17 protein-coding genes and 1 pseudogene are annotated in these 19,650 nt (G+C 37.4%); 7 read left to right on the forward strand and 11 right to left on the reverse strand.

The window, feature by feature from the left end; translation table 11 throughout:
• Nucleotides 1–83: 83 nt before the first annotated feature.
• The 3 genes and pseudogenes from DFR58_RS22455 to DFR58_RS20650 form a co-directional block, all read right to left on the reverse strand.
• A pseudogene (locus tag DFR58_RS22455) lies at nucleotides 84–188 on the reverse strand (RNA polymerase subunit sigma); the annotation flags it as partial.
• Nucleotides 178–1,878, reverse strand: coding sequence for a recombinase family protein (locus tag DFR58_RS20645; RefSeq protein ID WP_114300205.1), 1,701 nt, complete (start codon nucleotides 1,876–1,878; stop codon nucleotides 178–180). The pseudogene DFR58_RS22455 and the gene DFR58_RS20645, both read right to left, overlap by 11 nt.
• Nucleotides 1,879–1,900: 22 nt before the next feature.
• A complete protein-coding gene (locus tag DFR58_RS20650) occupies nucleotides 1,901–2,113 on the reverse strand; it encodes a hypothetical protein (protein WP_114300207.1) in 213 nt (70 codons plus the stop codon).
• 920 nt (nucleotides 2,114–3,033) lie between these two features.
• On the opposite strand from DFR58_RS20650, the gene DFR58_RS20655 reads away from it, so the two are divergent.
• Entirely contained in the window at nucleotides 3,034–5,367 is a 2,334-nt protein-coding gene (locus DFR58_RS20655) for a glycoside hydrolase family 9 protein (protein WP_114300209.1), read from the forward strand.
• A 133-nt stretch (nucleotides 5,368–5,500) separates the two neighbouring features.
• On the opposite strand, the gene DFR58_RS20660 is transcribed toward DFR58_RS20655, so the two are convergent.
• From DFR58_RS20660 to DFR58_RS20695, 8 genes are all read right to left on the reverse strand, one after another.
• On the reverse strand, nucleotides 5,501–5,914 hold the full coding sequence (locus tag DFR58_RS20660) for a sigma-70 family RNA polymerase sigma factor (RefSeq protein ID WP_207659307.1): 414 nt from the start codon (nucleotides 5,912–5,914) through the stop codon (nucleotides 5,501–5,503).
• A gap of 81 nt (nucleotides 5,915–5,995) precedes the next feature.
• A complete protein-coding gene (gene infC / locus DFR58_RS20665; RefSeq protein ID WP_242987762.1) occupies nucleotides 5,996–6,499 on the reverse strand; it encodes a translation initiation factor IF-3 in 504 nt (167 codons plus the stop codon).
• Between the two features lie 136 nt (nucleotides 6,500–6,635).
• Entirely contained in the window at nucleotides 6,636–6,830 is a 195-nt protein-coding gene (locus tag DFR58_RS20670; protein WP_114300211.1) for a zinc-ribbon domain-containing protein, read from the reverse strand.
• A gap of 187 nt (nucleotides 6,831–7,017) precedes the next feature.
• Nucleotides 7,018–8,868 carry a RiPP maturation radical SAM C-methyltransferase gene (locus tag DFR58_RS20675; RefSeq protein WP_114300213.1) on the reverse strand — a complete coding sequence of 617 codons (1,851 nt, stop codon included), beginning with the start codon at nucleotides 8,866–8,868 and terminating at the stop codon, nucleotides 7,018–7,020.
• Nucleotides 8,869–8,887: 19 nt separating this feature from the next.
• Nucleotides 8,888–10,585: an ABC transporter ATP-binding protein gene (locus tag DFR58_RS20680; protein WP_170138261.1), complete on the reverse strand. Its 1,698-nt coding sequence runs from the start codon at nucleotides 10,583–10,585 to the stop codon at nucleotides 8,888–8,890.
• A 17-nt stretch (nucleotides 10,586–10,602) separates the two neighbouring features.
• The gene (locus DFR58_RS20685; protein WP_114300217.1) at nucleotides 10,603–11,304 is read right to left on the reverse strand and encodes a gluzincin family metallopeptidase; all 702 of its coding nucleotides are present in this window, start codon (nucleotides 11,302–11,304) and stop codon (nucleotides 10,603–10,605) included.
• A gap of 101 nt (nucleotides 11,305–11,405) precedes the next feature.
• Nucleotides 11,406–12,728 (reverse strand): radical SAM/SPASM domain-containing protein, encoded by a 1,323-nt coding sequence (locus DFR58_RS20690; protein WP_170138262.1) that lies wholly within the window; start codon nucleotides 12,726–12,728, stop codon nucleotides 11,406–11,408.
• 354 nt (nucleotides 12,729–13,082) lie between these two features.
• Nucleotides 13,083–14,294 carry a radical SAM/SPASM domain-containing protein gene (locus DFR58_RS20695; RefSeq protein WP_170138263.1) on the reverse strand — a complete coding sequence of 404 codons (1,212 nt, stop codon included), beginning with the start codon at nucleotides 14,292–14,294 and terminating at the stop codon, nucleotides 13,083–13,085.
• Between the two features lie 545 nt (nucleotides 14,295–14,839).
• Between DFR58_RS20695 and DFR58_RS20700 the strand changes: the two genes are divergently transcribed.
• From DFR58_RS20700 to DFR58_RS20725, 6 genes are all read left to right on the forward strand, one after another.
• Nucleotides 14,840–15,070, forward strand: coding sequence for a hypothetical protein (locus DFR58_RS20700; protein WP_114300224.1), 231 nt, complete (start codon nucleotides 14,840–14,842; stop codon nucleotides 15,068–15,070).
• Between the two features lie 385 nt (nucleotides 15,071–15,455).
• Nucleotides 15,456–16,421, forward strand: coding sequence for a S8 family peptidase (locus DFR58_RS20705; protein WP_114300226.1), 966 nt, complete (start codon nucleotides 15,456–15,458; stop codon nucleotides 16,419–16,421).
• 34 nt (nucleotides 16,422–16,455) lie between these two features.
• Complete coding sequence (locus DFR58_RS20710) at nucleotides 16,456–17,250, forward strand: hypothetical protein (protein ID WP_114300228.1); 795 nt, start codon at nucleotides 16,456–16,458, stop codon at nucleotides 17,248–17,250.
• Between the two features lie 80 nt (nucleotides 17,251–17,330).
• Nucleotides 17,331–18,524, forward strand: coding sequence for a hypothetical protein (locus DFR58_RS20715; protein ID WP_114300230.1), 1,194 nt, complete (start codon nucleotides 17,331–17,333; stop codon nucleotides 18,522–18,524).
• 402 nt (nucleotides 18,525–18,926) lie between these two features.
• Nucleotides 18,927–19,169, forward strand: a complete 243-nt coding sequence (locus DFR58_RS20720; protein ID WP_114300232.1) for a hypothetical protein — start codon at nucleotides 18,927–18,929, stop codon at nucleotides 19,167–19,169.
• Nucleotides 19,170–19,565, forward strand: a complete 396-nt coding sequence (locus tag DFR58_RS20725; RefSeq protein ID WP_114300233.1) for a retropepsin-like aspartic protease — start codon at nucleotides 19,170–19,172, stop codon at nucleotides 19,563–19,565.
• Nucleotides 19,566–19,650 lie beyond the last annotated feature (85 nt).

A 19,650-nucleotide genomic window follows, 5' to 3' on the forward strand; every position in this document is an offset into this window, starting at 1 on the left:
GCTGGAAATCAGATGAATTTAATTTAAAGGTATTTCCTAAAGCCTTGTCCCGCCCGCTTTCTGCAAAACGTACAACATGACGATGTTATTTCATTGCCCTCACGATCTACTCCTATAGGGTCTTGCAGTGAAACCTCATTCTGTATTTTCTTGGTTGATCTTATTTGCATTAAAATTTCATTTGCTATTATCACTGTGCGGAAACACATCGCGATATGCACAGGTCATTCCGTCACTCTTTATATGCCTGCTTCCCGACAGAACTATATCAATGCTTTTCCCGTCCCAGTCTATCCTATCCACCGCACTCTTTATAATCCTTCTTTTAGACTCAACACCCATCCAATCCCATGCGCTTGGGCTTAAAGCCGCGAGGCTGCGGGATATCAATTCAAGCTTTGGCTCACTAAGGTCATAAGCATTTTTGACATTTTGCAGCCCTGTCAGCTCTCTTTTAATATCCTCCCTTTCTTTAGTCAATTCCTCAATACTGCTTAAAATAACATTTAAAACCTCTTCCTTCTGTCCTCTGGATATGGCATTTATCAGATTTTGAACTTCCAAATCCAACTCCTCTGCCCTTGCCCTAAGCTTGCCTATCTCAGGCTGCGGGTTGCTTACGGCTACCTCAGTCAGGCTCCCTGTATGGGATATTCCCTCAAACATAGGGGGATGCTTTTTTATAATCCGTCTTAGCTCATTTAACACCGATGCGTCCAGTGTATTGCCGTTAATGTTGGAAATGTTGCACCGTGACCTCCTGCTTTTTTCCTTCAGCTCACACATATAATAAAAAACCTGCTCACCATACGAGTTTTTCCTTTGCATTGCCTTAGGCCTCATATAGCTTCCGCAGAAGGAGCACCGTAAAATTCCCGAAAGCAGGGCCTGCGAGCTTTTCACCCTTCGGTAGGCCTTTGATTTGTTTTTTTCGAGCAGCTCCTGCGCCTCAATCCACCTTTTACTCTCAATAATACCGGTGTGCAGCCCTACCGCCAATATCCACTCACTGACGGGTCTATACCTGTCACTTCGGGCTTCGCCGCTCTGCTTTGTTTTGTTATAGCCCGTCAGCCCGTTGATTCCGTTAAACTCCTCCGGCCCGGAGCATACATCACAGCCTTCTCTTATAAGATAATCATATAGAGGCTTGTCTGAAATAGCATAAACGGGGTTGGAAAGGATAAACCTGATTGAATGCCTGCTGAAATCCAGTCCGTTTTTTGTGCTGATATTGTTCCCTGCAAGGTATTTTTCAACCTGAGTTATGGATTTCAGACTTATATATTTATCATAAATCAGCTTTACCACATTTATTTCTTCAGGTATGGCGGACAGCTTAAACATTCTCCTCTCCTTTCCATTGGAATCAGTATAATTTATCATCTCGGACTTATAGCCTGTAGGTGGTATCCCTCCCAACCAGCGGCCGGTTCTGGCAAGCTGGATCATATTATCCCTTATCCTCTCGGCAATAGTCTCCCTCTCCAATTGGGAGAACACAGACGCTATATACATCATGGCCCTTCCCATCGGCGTAGAGGTGTCAAACTGCTCTCTTATAGACACAAAAGCTACTCCGCATTTATTCAAATCCTTTATAAGCTGTGAAAAGTCCGACACATTCCTGCTTATGCGGTCAAGCCTGTAGCAAATGATAACATCAAATTTATTTGCACCGGCATCCTTAAGCATTTTTCTAAGCTGTGGCCTGTTGATATTTCCTCCTGAAAAGCCCTCATCCTCGTATATTGTAAAATCATCCTCGGCAATTTTAAGGTGAACGGTTCCATATTCCTTACAAAGCTGAATCTGGTTTTCAACGCTCTCTCCCTTACCTGTAAATCTGCTTTTCCTTGAATAAATTGCCGCCTTCAATAAGCATCACCCTCTTACTAAATTACCTTTTTTGCAGGAATGTCCCCGCCCTCAGGTATTGCACCACTTGGGTGTACATATCATTTTTTTGCTTACCTCCCACAGGTAATGCCAAAATATATTCCTCCACAAAACCAATATATGCATCCCCCATTCTTCTTCTCATTTCTACGATATCCTGATCTGCTTCAGGATAATGCACCGAAATTACATAGTCCTCCTTCTTTCTGCCCATATTGTCACCTCACTTGCAATCGCCTCTATATCTAATATTATGCTGAAGCTGCTTGTACCTTGCATTCAAAGCAATATTCATCACCATGTCTGCAAAATTTTTTATCGCAGTAAAAAACATGGCCAAATTTGATTTAAGTTCTAAATAATGTAGACAGCGGTAAATATTATATGTAAAATTATATTATAGGCTTTAGCTATATAGGACGCGATAAAGATTTTACAAACATAGAGGATATAATTGCTTACGGAAATTTTTAATAGCAACGAAAAGATGAATTTGAGGGAAATGTCTCTAGGGTCCGAGCAATAAATTCACTTTTCTTAGATGTATTCCTTACGGGTCAAAAAAATTTCTTCCATCAAGTTATATCCTCCATGTAAAATCTTTATCGCTACATATATACAAAAAAAGCACACGCATGTTATAAATTGCAAGCATGTGAAAGAATGGGGGGAATGAATGAGAGAAAAAATATGCTAGCCGCTTATGTCAAAAGAAAAAAATTTACAAATCAATGCACGCCGATAAATAAAACAAACACTGCCTAGTTTGTTTATCAAGATCTTCCGAGACTGGCAAAGGTAATTTATGGAATTTTTATACACAGTATAGTTCTATAAAATCCAAATTAAAAATTCTTCGTCTGCTTTGGAAATATATTAAAAAGCGTTAGATTCAATATATTTCTAAAATCAACAACATTCATAGCTAACAACGAACCAGAAAATTTCATAGACAGGTATTGAATTCTGCTTAACTATATTGTGTAAACAACAATTAGTAAGCCGATATGCAATTTTATTCCAAAAGCAATTTATTTTGCAGCAAGGTATAGCTTGGAAAACCACTTTCTGATGGAAAGAAAACCGGTTTCAAGTCTGAATTTTTTTGCAGCAAAGCTGCATGGAGGGTTAACTATGAAAAAAAGAAAAGCTTTTTCAAACAAAATCAGAACATTTGTGGTATGTATTTTGGCATTTACTATGATCCTTGGTTCGGCCGGCACAATGACGGTCAACGCTGAAGAGCTGGAATTTAACTATGCGAAAGCATTGCAGTATTCTCAGTTTTTCTATGATGCCAACATGTGCGGCACCGGCGTTAATGAAAACAACCTGTACCAGTGGAGGCACAACTGCCATACTTATGATGCAGAGCTTCCGTTAGATAGCATAAACACCAATATGAGCAGCAGCTTCATCGAGAAAAACAGAAGCGTGCTGGACCCGGATGGAAATGGAACAGTTGATGTTTCAGGAGGCTTTCATGACGCAGGCGACCATGTAAAATTTGGTATGCCCGAGGCCTATTCCGGCTCTACCCTGGGCTGGGGATTTTATGAATTCAGGGAGCAATATGAAGCCACCGGACAGGATGAACATGCTAAAACAATTCTAAGGTATTTCAACGACTATTTTATGAGGTGTACATTCCTGAATCAATCAGGCAAGGCCATTGCATTTTGCTACCAGGTAGGAGACGGTGATATCGATCATCAGACCTGGCAAGCACCCGAACAGGATGATATGTTCAGAAGAGGCTGGTTTGCCACTGACGAATTGCCTTCTACCGACTGTGTATCGGCAGCCGCAGCCTCTCTGGCAGTCAATTATATGAATTTCAAGGATGAAGATCCGGCATATGCTCAAAAGAGCCTTAAATATGCAAAGGCATTATTTGAATTTGCTGAGAGATGCAGTAATAAGTCATGTAATGCTGATGGTCCTAAAGGCTATTATAACTCCTTAAAATGGGAGGATGATTACTGCTGGGCGGCATCATGGTTATATTTAGCAACAAAGGACGACCACTATCTGGACATTGTTTTTAAATATCTGGATTATTATGCTCCCTCCTGCTGGACTCATTGCTGGAATGACGTTTGGGCAGGCACAATGTGTATTGTGGCAGAAATAGACGATTTGTACGATAAAAACGGACAGGTGTTTGAAGACAGGTATAAAAAGGCTTCAGGCAAGAGTCCTTATGAGGAAATTAATTTCTGGAGCCAGATAGCCAAAACCGTAGATAACTGGATGCAGGGCAGAACTCCAACCATAACACCAGCAGGATACTCATTCCTCAGCCAATGGGGCTCCGCAAGGTATAATACCGCCACACAGCTTTTAGCCCTTGTTTATGACAAGCATCATGGGGACACTCCATCAAAATACAGCCAGTGGGCAAAATCGCAGATGAATTACCTCATGGGAGACAACCCTATAAAACGTTCTTATATAGTAGGATACAACGATATATCGGCAAAATATCCTCATCACAGAGCGGCTTCCGGATTATCAAGATGTGAGGACACAAGGGATCACAAATATGTGCTTTACGGCGCATTGGTAGGAGGGCCCGGTTCAAATGATCAGCATATAGACGTAACGGCGGATTATATTTACAACGAAGTAGCAATAGATTACAATGCCGCTTTTGTTGGAGCATGTGCCGGTCTTTACCGCTTCTTCGGTGATTCCTCCATGAAGGTTACCGAGGATTTCCCTCCCGCGCCGGGAGGTGACGATCCGAATGACCCAGGGGGAACTCCCACTTACTGGGTAGAAGGCTTTGGCGTAGACATTGCACAATCCGATGGTCCAAAGGCTACAGAGGTAACCCTGTATGTGTGTTCCGATTCAGTAATGGTGCCTTCTAAAAATATTTCGGTCCGATACTTTTTTGACTCTACCGGAATGTCCTCACTTGATCCCAATAAAATTGAGCTGAGACAGTTGTATGACCAGACAGCGGCAGAGACAAATTACGCGGCAGTTCTTTCAGGGCCCCATAAGTACAAAGACAGCAATAATATTTATTACATAGAAGTAACCTGGCCGAATTATGCCATAGCCAATTCAAATAAAAAATACCAGTTTGCCCTTGGAACCTACGCATGGCAAAATTATTGGAACCCTACAGATGACTGGAGCCATCAGGACTTGAGCATTGTAGATGATAGCTGGACCGGAACACCGGTGAAGACAGATTATATTTGCGTTTATGATTTGGGCGTTCTTGTAGGCGGCACTGAGCCCGACGGAACCAAACCCGACAACGGCACAACAATTAAATTAGGTGACATAAACAATGATGGCTCAATAAACTCTGTGGATTTCGCCCTTCTTAAAATGCATATTCTCGAGGTCAAGCTGCTCACAGGAGATGCATTGAAGGCTGCAGACTATAACTCTGACGGTTCGGTAAATACGCTGGATCTTGCTTTGATAAAAATGCACCTGTTAAGCTAATCACAGCACTAAAGTTCTACTGTAGCAGTTACGTTTTAACCTATCAGCTAATATAGTAAAAGGATACGCAATTATTATGGGGCGTATCCTTTTACAGCTTTAAAATGCTGCCCCACTCTATCTTTGGCAGCAGCTAAACTTCATACTCTATATGAATGAGGCAGTGATGAAAGCAGTTAGATGTTTCCGCGAGGAGGTATATAGCATTTTCAATACACCTTGCAGCGTAAGTTGCCAATCTGGTTCCCTTGTCTTGGTCAAACGTGGATATGGCTTTAATCAGTCCTATCGTCCCGATAGAGATCAAATCATCACAATCGCTTCCGTAGGAATTATATTTTTTCACAATATGGGCAACGAGCCGCAGGTTTCTTTCTATAAGTATATTCCTTGAATCTTCATTGCCATTTTTATACATTTCGATGTATTTCTGTTCTTCCTCAGGTGAAAGAGGCTGGGGAAAAGAATTGGGATTTGATACATAGCCGCAAAGCACTATTATACTGCTGATTGCATCTATTATTGACGAGAAAAAAACTGAAAACAATCAAGGCACCTCCTAAAAATAGGCTACCTTATAGATATATGAAAATCATTTGAAATTTGTGCATGTACAAATTTTATACCGCTATAACACTTTTTTAGGATTTAATATCATTGTCATGCTTCTGCCTTCAAGCCGCGGCTGTTTTTCAACTATCCCAACCTCTTTTACTGCCTCGGCAAAATTTAAAAGCACCTCTTGTCCTGACACCGTATATCTCATTTCTCTTCCTTTAAACCGGATACTTGCTTTAACCTTATCTCCATCATGCAAAAATTTATATGCATTCTTTACCTTAAATTTAAAATCATGCTCTTCAATTGTCGCAGACAATCTCACTTCCTTAAGAGACACAACCTTTTGATTTTTTTTTGCTTCTTTTTGTTTTTTTGACTGTTCAAAAACACTTTTCCCGTAATCTATTATCTTACATACCGGCGGAACTGCGTTGGGTACTATTTTTACCAGATCTAGATTTTTCGAATACGCCAGCTTTTGAGCCTCCGCTGTAGCTAGGACCCCCAGCATAGAACCGTCGGCGTCAATAAGTCGGATCTCCTTATCTCTTATATCCTCATTGACAAGCAATTCATTTTTTTTAATACAGCATACCTCCCTCAAATATTTGTTGCATAATTTAAACAATTACTCTTATAAAATCAATATGAAAACCTGTTATTTTCAAAGCCTTATGAAAAAAGGAGAGTTATAACTCTCCTTTTAATTACCACCTATTTCCGCCACCGAAGCTTCTGTTTCCGCCTCCACGATTCCCTCTCTGCTGCTTTCTTGCGGCCCTGCAGTCGGGACATCTCTGTGGTTCGTTTTCAAAACCTTTTTCCTTGTAAAAAGCCTGCTCACTCTCATTAAAAATGAAAGTTGAATTGCAATCCTTACATGTAATAGTCTTATCTGCCATATCTATATACCTCCTTAAATTATTTGGATTTAAAAATTCCTGAGGCAAGCTCACTCCAAATTAATTTTAAAGAGAGTTTTGTCAAAAATAAATCAACCCATTATTAAGATTAGCTTATTAAGTTTAACATATTTCCTTAGGATATACAAGTATAAAGCAAAATATTTTGCCGAGTTGTCGGGGACATTTAGCTTGAAAATAAAGCGGCAACGCCACCGGGGGCGTTCCCTCCCTGCCTCCTTAGCTCAAGTATTAGTTCCACAGGAGCTGTAACAAGTGAAACATACCAGGAGTCAACCTCAACAATAAGCTTTTGCTTTATAGCCCATTCCATTTCTTCCGGCAAGCTTTCTGCAGCTGGCGCTCGGGTATCCGTCAGTGCCGCCATTGCCTGCTTGTGTGTAATAGCCTGTATAGTTTTAGTCCCTTGCAGTCCTCTTGTATCCATCAAGAGATACCTGTCCTTAGAAATCCTATTAGCCTGAAGCTTCGGCACAGGATTTCTATTCCACAATTTTTTCCACCGGTTTATCGATTCTTTAATTTTAATAATTAACTCCTCATCGTCCCGCGAAAAATATTCATACTCACCCCAAAAATAATATGCTAACTTTGCTATTTCCGCATGTCTGGGAAGAAATAACCTATATGTATCCACAGGACGAATATTTTTTATTCCGAATTCATCCGGAGAACAATAATATTTACTAAATCGCTGCAATGTCATTTGTCCAAAAACATTCGGGGGCTGAAGATGTACAATAAGGGGAATAAGTCTCAAGGTTTCTTCATATTCTCCGTGCGTGTCGCCCGGGAATGCATACAATAAATTCCAAGCGGCATTAATCTCAAGTATCCTTGAATTTTTTAAAAACCTGAGATTATCCCTTGCTTGAACACCTTTATTCATCCGTTTTAAAAGCTTAGTAGAAATGGCTTCTATACCAGGCTGAACCCGATCAACTCCTGCATTTTTTAAAGTATCAAGCTGCTCTAATGTCAAATTGGACTTCACCTCATAAAAAAAGCTTGTGCCGGAAAGTTCATTTTTGAAGCAGTCCATAAGTATATTCATTGAGTGGTATGGCATTATATTGTCTACCATAAATACGTTGTTTGACGGGTGTTTATTGAGAAGCACCTTCAGATCCTCTACAATTTTATCTGTAGTTTTTTCCCTGAACCCAATATTTTTTCCGTTCAGACCACAAAAATTGCACTGGTGCTTTTGTCCCCACCAACATCCCCTGCTGCTTTCATAAGGTAATAGGAGGCTTTTTGTTTTTAAAAATTTGCTATCCGAAATAAAACGGTTTATTTGTTTATAATATGATGTATAGTCAAGGACAGGGATTTGGTTAATATCCATGCACGGACTTCCATTTATAATTTTATTCTCTATGTATTCTCCCCTCAAAACCCTTTCTATAAATCCGGGAAATACCTCTTCCCCCTCCCCCGAAAAAACATAATCTATATTGCCGCTCAAGGATAAAATTCCTTCTGCCATTTCCCCCTCGCAATTAGCTCCCCCTATGACTGTGACAATTTCAGGATTTTTGCTTTTAACCCTGTTGATTAGGGCTATGCTTGAAGCTGTCTGTGAAAAGGTAGTTGAAAATCCAATGATTTTATAGCCGAATTGGAGAATTTCATCTGCAACTTGATTTATCCAATCCTCAAGTGTTCGTAAGGTTTCTTTTATGTGCTCTATATCCACAGGCGAGTGTACTTCAAAGAATGTTTCAAGATAATTCCCACTTTGTTGGAAGGGCTGTGTACCATAAGCGGCATTAGCAAAGAATAATTCACCTAACATCCTGTCGGAAGGAGCCATTATAGCTTGATAGTTTTCTTCCCCAAGCACTGAAGCAAGAGCAAGGTTTACATAAGCTATCTCAACGGGAAAGCCCCTTTTTTCTACACACGCTTTTAACGTGTGTACACCTATCGAAGGTGTCTCTATCATTGAAAAGGGAGGTATAACAAGTAGAATTTCACCTTTTTTTAAAATTTCTTCCGTAAAGAAAACATCCATACCCGATTAGCCTCCATTCTTATGAAGCAGTAGATTCCAGAAACGCTCTATATTCCTGCAAACTTTTATATTCCAGTATTTTTGAATTCGATACTGCAAGTATTCTGTCTGCAAAGCTTAAGTTCGATAATTTATGTGTAATCATAAAGATAACTTTATCCTTGGAAATTTCTTTAATACAGTTAAGAACCGACTTCTCGGAAAATTCGTCCAGATCGGCTGTAGCCTCATCCAAAATAATTATCTTTGAATCAAGCAATACAGCCCTTGCTATTGCTATTTTCTTTTTCTGTCCCCCGGAAAGTCCCATCCCTCTTTCACCTACAATTGTGTCATAGCCCTCCGGCAGAGAAATGATAAAATCATGTACATCTGCAATCTTTGCGGCCCATATCACTCTTTCCATCGGTATATTGCCGCGGCTCACCAATATATTTTCTTTAATGCTTGCATTGAAAATAAATGTTTCCTGATTTATCATTGCAATATGTCGTCTTAAACATTCAATCTTAATATTCTTCAGATTAATCCCATCTAAAAATATATTTCCGCTTACAGGATCATAAAATCTTTGTATTAGCTTAACAAAAGAAGTTTTACCCTGTCCGCTCTCCCCTACAATACCAATGAAGGTATTAGCGCTACATGATAGATTAACATCTTTTAAAATATATCTTCCTTTTTCATATGAAAAACAAGTATTTTCAAATAAAATATCCCCTTTAGGGTTATATAGCTCCACAGCATTTTCTCTGTCTTTTATTTCAGGCTCAGTATCCAGCATATCGAAGATTCTTCGTACCGAAGGAAGAGCAATCTGCATGTTAATGATGATATTGAAGGCATCGGTGATATATTCTATTAAATTATTAGCATAATAGGAAATTGCTATGAGAACACCCATTGAAAGTCTGCCTTCCAGCACCTCATATCCGCCATATCCCCATAACAAGACCATTGAAAAAATTGAAATACTGACCGATGAAGATTGTGCAAGCGCACGTCTTATATATAGAAGTTTTTTTGTTTTTTCCGTATCAGCTATTCTATGGTTTACTTCCTTAAGCTTGCTTTTACTAGTGTCATAAGATTGTATGGTCTCCACACCTGCGATGGTCTCCTGTAAATTCCCCATTAAATTTTCCTGTTTTTCCACCACCTTTTTGCCCATATTATATACAGTTTTTTTAAATGTCCTAAAAACAAGCGCAAAAATAGGGATAAACAGCAAGCTTAACAGTGCAAATTTATAACTAAAGAAAAAAATAATCGAAATAATTGCGGAAACTATAAAAAAATCTCTTAACAGGAATACGAATTTTTCCGTCATTAAGTGTTCAAGCGCATCCACATCATTTACAATCCTTGAAATCAAGCTCCCCGTTTGTTTCTTTGAATAGAAATTCAAGGACATCTCCTGTAGGTGACGGTATACATCAAATCTTATTTCTGAAAATACTTTTTGCCGGATATCGGAAGAGATTATGGTCTGAAACAAATTAAAACCTTCTTTGAGTAGAATAAGGAGTACTACCAAAAGAAGATTATAGGCTATATTGGAAAGATTCCTTTGCATAATGCCCCTATCCACAATATTTTTATATGCCAGAGGCAAGAATACCATAGTTACAGTACTTCCAATAATGATTAAAATGGAATAGACTGTTTCTTTTGAATGAACTTTTAAATATTTGACCATTTTTAGTATTTCATTCAATGTAAAGCTCCTCTCCTTCATGTGTAACAAATTTGCAGCAGATTATCGCGCCAACCTTTTACAAGTGTTGGCACATCAATGTTAAACACCTTATGGAGTGCCGTATTAAAGTAATTTGCTTTTTTCATCTCCTCTATCAGACACTTTATTTTATTGGCTCCATAAGTCTTGCAAATATACTCTCCCAAGGATTTTACAATCTCATATCCTATATGTTCGTGTGATAACACATGATCCTTCTCAATCCATCCGGATACTGTGTTAAAATGCTCAACCACGTAGTGGCATAAGCTCCATGCATCAACAGCATAGTTGTTTCCCACAAAGTATGCGATACTCTCATTAAACCAAACCGGCAAATCATCCTTGCTTCCAAGAAACATATTTACCCCTGCATGGAACATTTCATGATCAATAACAGACCTCCACCTTGCATTCTTGTCATTAAACAACGCGTAGATTGTCCCTTCTATTGTAAAAGCACTTACCCATTCCGGTAAATTTACCCTTTCAAGAGTTTCAACAGTGTATTCCTTTTGTACAAATATTATTTCAGGCAAACCGGACAGCGGAGTGTAATCTGATATTATACGGTAACTGTGATGCATGTAATTGCCAACCTCTTCTATCCATTCGGCAGGCCATTCATTTTCATTGTACCGGGGGTAAAATTTTAATTCCGTTTCCTCTCTGCAAATACCTCCATCTTGGTTACACATTGTTCAAAATCTCCTTACCTCTTTGAGAAGGCAAAACAAATATATGCGTTTTTCGGTCTCAATTTATTTATACAGCTTATAAATAAAATAATTTTATAAAGCTACAGAATATTATCTAAAAAAACTCTGTCATTCTCATTTAGAGAGGCATAGATATACAAGCAGCTTTTAATTATCTCACGTTTGAAATCACAGTGAATTTCAGAATTCAAAATTGAATCGCCTTCGGAATAGTAAGCAGCATTATAACAAGTCCCCCCACAAAGGTACTTTGCCCAGCAATCCATACATTTTCCCGCATTTCTTACAAACACCATATGACTGCTTGAGAATTCCCTTCGTCTGTCATTATTGAAGCTTTCATATATATTTCCATACCAATACTCCTTTACGTTATTGAAACGGTGGCAGGGGTAAATATCCCCTCCGGGGACTAACGAATAATATGAAACACCTGCTTCACAAGGAAAATATTTAGGACCGTTCCTGCTCCCATAATGTATAGAGTGAAGGGTTTCTAAAAAATTTTTTATGCGTATTACTTTTTTCTGTTTAATATTATCTATGCAGTAGTCCGCAAAAGCTTTCAGATTTTCCGCCAAAGCCTCATAATCCTCTTTTTTGTATTTATCCTTTGCCGATACAAAATCTAAAATGATTCCCTTAACTCCTGTGCTATGCAGGTCTTCATATAAGGCAACAAAATCGGTATGAGGGGAAGTAATAGTTGTCCTTGCCGTTATATCCATATATTTTGAAAGCTCTTTTACATTTTGGGTAATCATTTGATAGCTTCCATTTCCATTTAAAAAATGTCGGTTCTTATCATGCTCCTTTTGATTTCCGTCAATGCTTATGGTAACATTAAAATCATTACTGATCAAAAAATCCGCGATTTCCTTTTGATTAAGCAAAGTACCATTGGTGGTTACACAATATGTAAACTTAACCTTATTGCGCTTTTCTATTTCCTCTAAAAAGTCAACAGCTTCTTTCATAAAATGAAAATTCAGCAAAGGTTCTCCTCCAAAGAACGCTATATTAATTACAGAGTCATATGTAAAATTTGAAATGAAAAAATTGATTCCATCTCTGAAAGTTTTAATATCCATCCTTAAGCTTTTATCTATTTGATTTACCTTTTCAAAACAATATGAGCAATTAAGATTGCACTGGTTTGTTGTGAAAATTGTCAAAGTGTCTATAAATGGTTCTTCCTCAAAAAAAGTAAAATCCGTGTTTACAAAAGGATCACTAAATATATAGTCATATATTTCGTCGCTTGCTTTACCGGACTCACTCACGGCCTCTTTGACAAGCTCGTCATATTCCAGTATCAGCCCGCTTAATCCGGAATATATATATTCCGTTCCCTGTTTATTAAAAAACGGAAAAACTCTTGTATCAAGAGAATTCTCTATCATAAAACCAGCCTCCATCCATATGGAAAATTATATAAATATGGTATGGCACAAATTGTAATATCAGTTTAAAGTCATTCTTTTAATATCTTATTTGACTAGAATCTGTATGTCCATCTTGCATAAACAGTAACATCACACGGCATAGCCTTAGAAGCCTTTTGTACGTTTAAATTTAAAGCAGAAGCATTTAAGATTTTTACATTTTTCATATTTTCACCCCCTAGTAATTTATTTTGATTTACTTTTGCATACTTACAAATATCTTCCGAAAATTACAATCTATTGCCATACCATAAAGCTAAACATTATTTACTCATAAAATCAGGCATATTGAAAAATACTTCATAAACGCCGCTATGCGGGGTTCTTAACTTCCAGATTGCAGGCATCCGGGCTATCACCCTGAATCTCCTTGTATATTTTCTTCAACTGCATCCTCAAGCACGGATTTGGTATGTTTTTAAAAGACTCTTCACCTAGGATTTCCTCTCTGCACACCCCAACCTTTTCTAACGTATTTTTTATGTGTGACAGCACCATTTTATAATCCTCACAATAAAGCTGTTTTCCGTTATTATCAAGAAGGGATGGACAACCGCCGTTGCAGCAGCTATACCATTCACAAAACAAGCAATCCTCCAGCCTTTTCTGTTCACCGACGCTATACATTTTTTTAATTGGATTTTTAAATATCAGACTTTCTAGAGAATCATCCAATATGTTTCCAATTTTAATTTCAGGATTGCTGTCACAAGGAGAAACACTTCCGTCAGGTTCAACCGAAACCATAACGTAATTTGAAAAGCAATTATTTACAAAAAAGCACATGCGTGGTCTTGAAAGTAAGATGCTAAAAACAAATGAAGACAGAACGCGTATTTCAAACATACATTCCGTGTCGTAAAACCATCGGTCAAACAATTCGATTAATCCCTTTCCGTAATAGCCGGTCGTAATCATATCGGGCGTATATTGAATTTGTGGACAAACAAGATCCATTCCGTCAAAATTCTTAAATTCCTTAAATAAATCATAATAGCTAAGCATATTTTTTACGGTGTCGTTGCTGCACACCGAAAGAGCTGCGAACCTCAACCCTATTTCTTCCATTATACCTATATTCTTCATTATATCATCAAATGTCCCTCTATCATTGCTATATACTCTATATTTGTCTTGCATAGATGCAGGTCCATCCAGTGATAAGCTTACTCCAAAATCATTCTCGTTAAACAAGCTTATAAATTCCCTGGTCAGCAGTGTACCGTTCGTCTGCACAAAGTTAGAATAACTTCTTCCCTCTAAATGTTTCTTCTGCATGTCCAACATATCGGTAAAAAAACCCATACCCCTTGTCAGAGGTTCTCCTCCATGAGCCGTAAACATCAATTTTTCAAAAGAACTTTCCGCAGCCCTTTTTATAGCAGCCTCCAAAACCTCATAACTCATCTTTCCGGGCTTTTCATTCATTTCCTGTTGGTAATAGCAATATTTACATCTCATATTACAGTCGTGAGTAATATTGAGGAGAATAAATACCTTGCGGTTGTCTTTGAAATATCCCATTTTTTCATTCCTCCCCCAAATCAAAAATACATAATTCAACATAATCATATATCGTAATATTTATAATTAGCTCTGTGGACACTGTATTATATTTATGTTTATTTGTCAATACACAAATTTACATACAAGGTATTTATATGTATAAAATGTAATAATTCAACAATATTAAGCTAATACCCGTCTTTTTTGCCGGGGACATTTCTCAGCAAATCAGCAAATTTTCTAAAAAAATTTGGGGACATTCCTCAACAATAAAGCAAAATCTCTGCATTATGGTTGAGAAATGTCCCCATTTACATTTAACATGGTACGCTTATTTTTTTCTCGCTTGAAACATGAAGAAAAGCAGGACAATCATACCCTTTCCGGCACAGAAGAATGCATGAAAGCGATTTGTACGGAACGCCCCCTGTGGCGTTCCTCTCCCATGGCGCCCCGATTCCTGACGGGGGCGGAACATCACGGGGGATGTTCCCTACAAAATTTGGGGACATTCCTCAAACTTAACGCACATTAAGTTTGAGGAATGTCCCCATCTCCGTGGGATGCAGGACAGAGTGTGCCCATTTACCTTTGCACTCATTTTAAACGCAAACATCAAGGGCTCTCAGCTTTACAGCTTTAATTGCGCGGGACACGGTGTTTTCTATGATGAGCTGGAGAAATTCAACTGCCTGTTTTTGCAGTTCCTTATGGGGGACGCTTCTCAACATTCCGTTGAAAATACTTTGGAGAATTTTTCAGGGAATACTTCAAAAAGCACATCTGAAAAGTAGAGCAAAGGCTCACAGCGTATTGCATTGTGCTGGGACCGCTTTGCTTTAATTTTTGAGGAATGTCCCCATTACCATACCAGAAAATAATCAAGAAAAGGTAATTTGCTGGAAATACTTTATCTATGTCGGTTGATGTTGAAAATGAATGAAATATGTCTATGATGCTTATGTATGTAATATTTTATCAAAATTAAGGTTGACATTCAAAAATGATTTGATTATAATAATCAAAAAGTAAATTACCAATTATCTGGTACTTTATAATGATTTTAGTGTCTTTAAGTAGTAAGCAAGGAAGCGAAAGGTTTAAAGATATTAAAATGCGTACGCATATATATATAAATGCATTTATACTAAGTTTAACTCGGAAGGGACTTTCATGTAAATGAAAAGAAAGGTTTTATTGGGATTAGTGCTATTGATTGCTCTTATGACCTTTTGGTTTCTGTTCTTTTTTTGGAATGGCACTAATGTGCATGAGAAAACTATCAACACAGAGGCTCTTAAAAGCGAGCAAATAATCCCTTGGGGTACAAGTAAGATTAATGCCCCTGCTTTCTGGTCTGAAACAACTGGAAGGGGTATCAAAGTAGCAGTAATGGATAGTGGTATTAATTTCAAGCATCCTGACTATGGGGAGAATATTAAGAATGGCTTTAACGCTGTAACGCCTGGAGAGCCAGCATTAGACAATTTTAGCCATGGGAGTTTAATTGCTGGAATTATTGCAGCATGTAACAATGAAATCGGAATTGTCGGCGTTTCTCCAGATGTTGAATTATATCCTGTTAAGGTGCTTGATAAGTACGGGGAAGGTGATATTGCAGATATTGTAAAAGGTATTGATTGGTGTATCGAAAATAAAATTCAGATTATCAACATGAGCTTTGCAATACCAGACAACAAGCCTTTTCTGGAAATTGCAATTAAAAAAGCGTTAGACGAAGGTATCATAATTGTTGCCTCAGCAAGTAACACATACGGTGGGGAAGTAGGCTATCCTGCTTCCTACGATAAAGTAATTTCTGTTACAGCAGTAGACGAAAAATACAAGATAGCCAGGAACGCACCCAGAGGAAAGATAGATTTTTGTGCGCCTGGTGTCAATGTGGTTTCAACTTCAAGTAATGGAGGTTATGAGGTATACAGCGGTACATCAATGGCAGCCCCACATGTTACTGGATTGATAGCACTAATACTTCAAAATCCCTCTAAGTTTGGTTTGCCTAATAGCAGGAATGTTTCACATGGTGAAATATATAGTATCTTGAAGGAATTATCAAAAGATTTAGGGGATAAAGGTAAGGACAGTACTTATGGGGAAGGATTTATTTCCTTAAAAATAAATTAATCAAATAACGTGAATATGGAAGGAAGATATTTCAATGAAGGCGAATTTTAGAAAAATAATATGCTTATTGGTTTGCTTATGTTTTGTTGTTTCTTTCTGTTTTAATAGCGTAGCATTTGCAGAAGAAAAAGGACAGTTCGACAAAAACATTAAAGTTGTACAAGATGATAGCAACATTACCAAGGTAATGACAGAATATGAAGGTGACAAAATATACGCAACATTGGATAAAAAGACTAGTGAAATCACTGTTAAAGTAGTGGAAAAGAAGAAAAATAAAAAGGGAGCTTTAGCTGAAAGTGTTGCGGAGAAAGAAACTACTTACGGTGTAAAAGTTCAAGACTATGACGGAGATAACTTCTCTGCAATAGTTACCGACAAAGAAGCAAAAAAGGAATACAAAATAGGTAAGTCCGATAAGGCAAAAGCTCAATTCGTAATAGCAATTCCTATTGCAATTGGACTTCTTGATGCTTTGATTATGGCTTTACTTGCAACTGCTGCAACTGTAGTAATAGCAGGGGCTACATACTATGTTGCGTCAAAGGTTGTAGAGGCAATTAGAAGACAAAACCAATATGACTATTACATGGCTACCATAACAAAAGGTGATGTTTACATTGGACCTGCAATAGATTATTGGACAGCATACGACAGAGTGGCAATAGGTGGAGATATTTTCAGTAGGGATGGTTCTCTAGCTATGGGAATGGCTTCCGCAGTTGGCGCAGGGTTTAGAGGTCCAGAATGTCATGGCGATTCAGGGTATTATTATCATTATCATCCAAAGTATGGTTCATTGTCTCAATACGCTCATTGTTTCTACTAAAAAAGAGGTACATAGAATGTTTTCCTTATTCGTGGGGCTTTACAATTAGCTCCACGGATATTGGATTTAAAGGAGGATACATGGTTAATGTTTTAAATCTTCATAGCTTATTAAATGGAAATTATATGAAAACAAATTTATCCCTTGGGAATTGCTTGATTTTTATTGAACAAAATGATTATTTAAGCAATTCTGGTGAACCTATTCAATATATTGGGATAAAAAAGCTAAATACACTTACACATTCCGTAAGTAGTTATGCGTTTAATTATCCTGCTGATATAATTAGTCACGTTAGTGCTTGTGCTACACTATACTATAGCTCTGTTTTTAAGCAAGAGAGTAATTATTTTATAAGTCTTAACAAATTTAACTGCATGGAATGGAATGAAGAGAATGTAATTACAATAAGTTTAGAAATCAATGACACTGACACTCCGTTATTTATAAAAGACAGTGTTATTATTGGATTGGACGATAGATATTGTATAATGGCAATACCTAATTTCCTTCCCAAATACGGTCAACCTTTTTTCGGAAATCTATTATTGATAGATTCATTGGAAAAGAAAAAATATTCCATTACCGAGAAAGTTGGCAACTTAGATTCGTTACACTGCATGGATGAAGCGTGGACTTGCAAATCTAATGATGGTAGCTTAAACCTTCTTATTAAAACAGGAAGAATAAGACCATTTGAAAAAAAGCGGTTTTGGGATGATATGGAGAAATATGGAGAAAACGCAGAATATTTTGACCAATTTGAAAAGCTTATATTGTATAAAGTAGATAATTTGATAAATGATGTTAAGTACGGTGCTACAATTAATAAGATTATTTTATGCGACTGTAATTTTAAAGGTGCTTTAAGCGTGGTATCAGTTGATAATAGAAAAATAATTTATTCGGTTCAATTATTCAAACAGATTGCAACAGAAATCATAAGCTATGATTTGGAAACTACTCAAACAAAAACCGTTAAGGATAAATTGCTTTATGATTACGTCATATATTCAAATAAAAAGCTATTTGGATTTAAGCAGCAGGGAAAAGCTACACATGTATTTAATATTGAAGATAAGAGAAATATGTTTATATCGCACGAACATATCATTTACATAGACGAGGAAAAGTTTATTACTCTAAAACGTAAACCACATGACTTCAAACGGCTAATAGTAATTTACAATATGTCTAGTGCCGATATGCTAGAGGCTATAGAATGTAGTTTTTTTGATTACAATACTTTAAATAATACACTTACTATTTATTAGGAAGTATTATAAAGTGCAAAAATCTTGATTACGACAGGTGATAAAAAATGAGCAGCGTTTTCAATGCAGAGCTTTCCTAATTCTGCACTTTTTTACTTATAAGAGCTTTTTATTTTCACATTAGTGTCCCCCTTAAGATATGCAAAATGTGGTGTCGATAACCCCGTCCCCTTGTCATGAAGAGACCCGGAAGGCAATTTGTTTGAAATATGCCAGGATGGTGTTGAATAATAAATGCTAAAAAATGAAGCGATTTTATGCAGCCTATAACGATGATGAAAAACTCTCGGCGCTGTCGAGAGAATTATATCGGACAAAAGTCAGGCGCTTCTTTTTGTATGTTTTTTTATGCTTTACAAAGTGGTATAATAAAAATAAAGATTCAGAATAGAGGTGTTTGTTATGAAATGGGAGGAAGCTAGAAATCTTTACCCGAATCAGTTTATAAAACTTGAAGTTCTCAAATCACATATAGAAAATGATGCTGAATATGTTGATGATATTGCAATAATTAGTCCTGTAAGTGAGCAGGATGCAACCAGAGAATTGCTGAAATCAAAAGATAACCTGCTGGTTTTCCATACATCAAAGGAGAACATCATCCTCAAGATCCGAAACAGGATAGCATTAAGGAGAATAAACTGAATGAAAATAGAAAACAGAGGCGGACTACTTTTTACTTCAGTGGAGATAACCTACAGAGGAAAAAGCAAGATAGTTGAAAACGTTGTAATTGACACCGGAGCGTCCCAATCCTTGATATCGCAAGATAGCGTCAGCGACATAGGAATAAAAGTTGAAGGCGACGACGAAATTGTCACTTCATACGGTATCGGCGGAAAAGAGCATGCGTTTGTAAAATATGTGGATAAGATAAGCGTAGCCGAATTTTCTATTACAAATTTCCAGTTGGACATATCAGACTTTTTATATGAAGATATAAATGGATTGCTCGGATTGGATGTAATGACGGAAGCAGGCTTTATAATTGATCTCAAAAGGATGGAAATGTATATAATCGCAGATGGGGAGAGAGTGTAAAATAGTTTGTGCTTTTACCAAAACCATTTTATCAAATAGTATAATAGAATGGAAAGGTGGAAAAGCGCATGGGTTTAATGGATAG

The organism is Anaerobacterium chartisolvens (assembly GCF_003337415.1).
GTDB lineage: Bacteria > Bacillota > Clostridia > Acetivibrionales > DSM-27016 > Anaerobacterium > Anaerobacterium chartisolvens.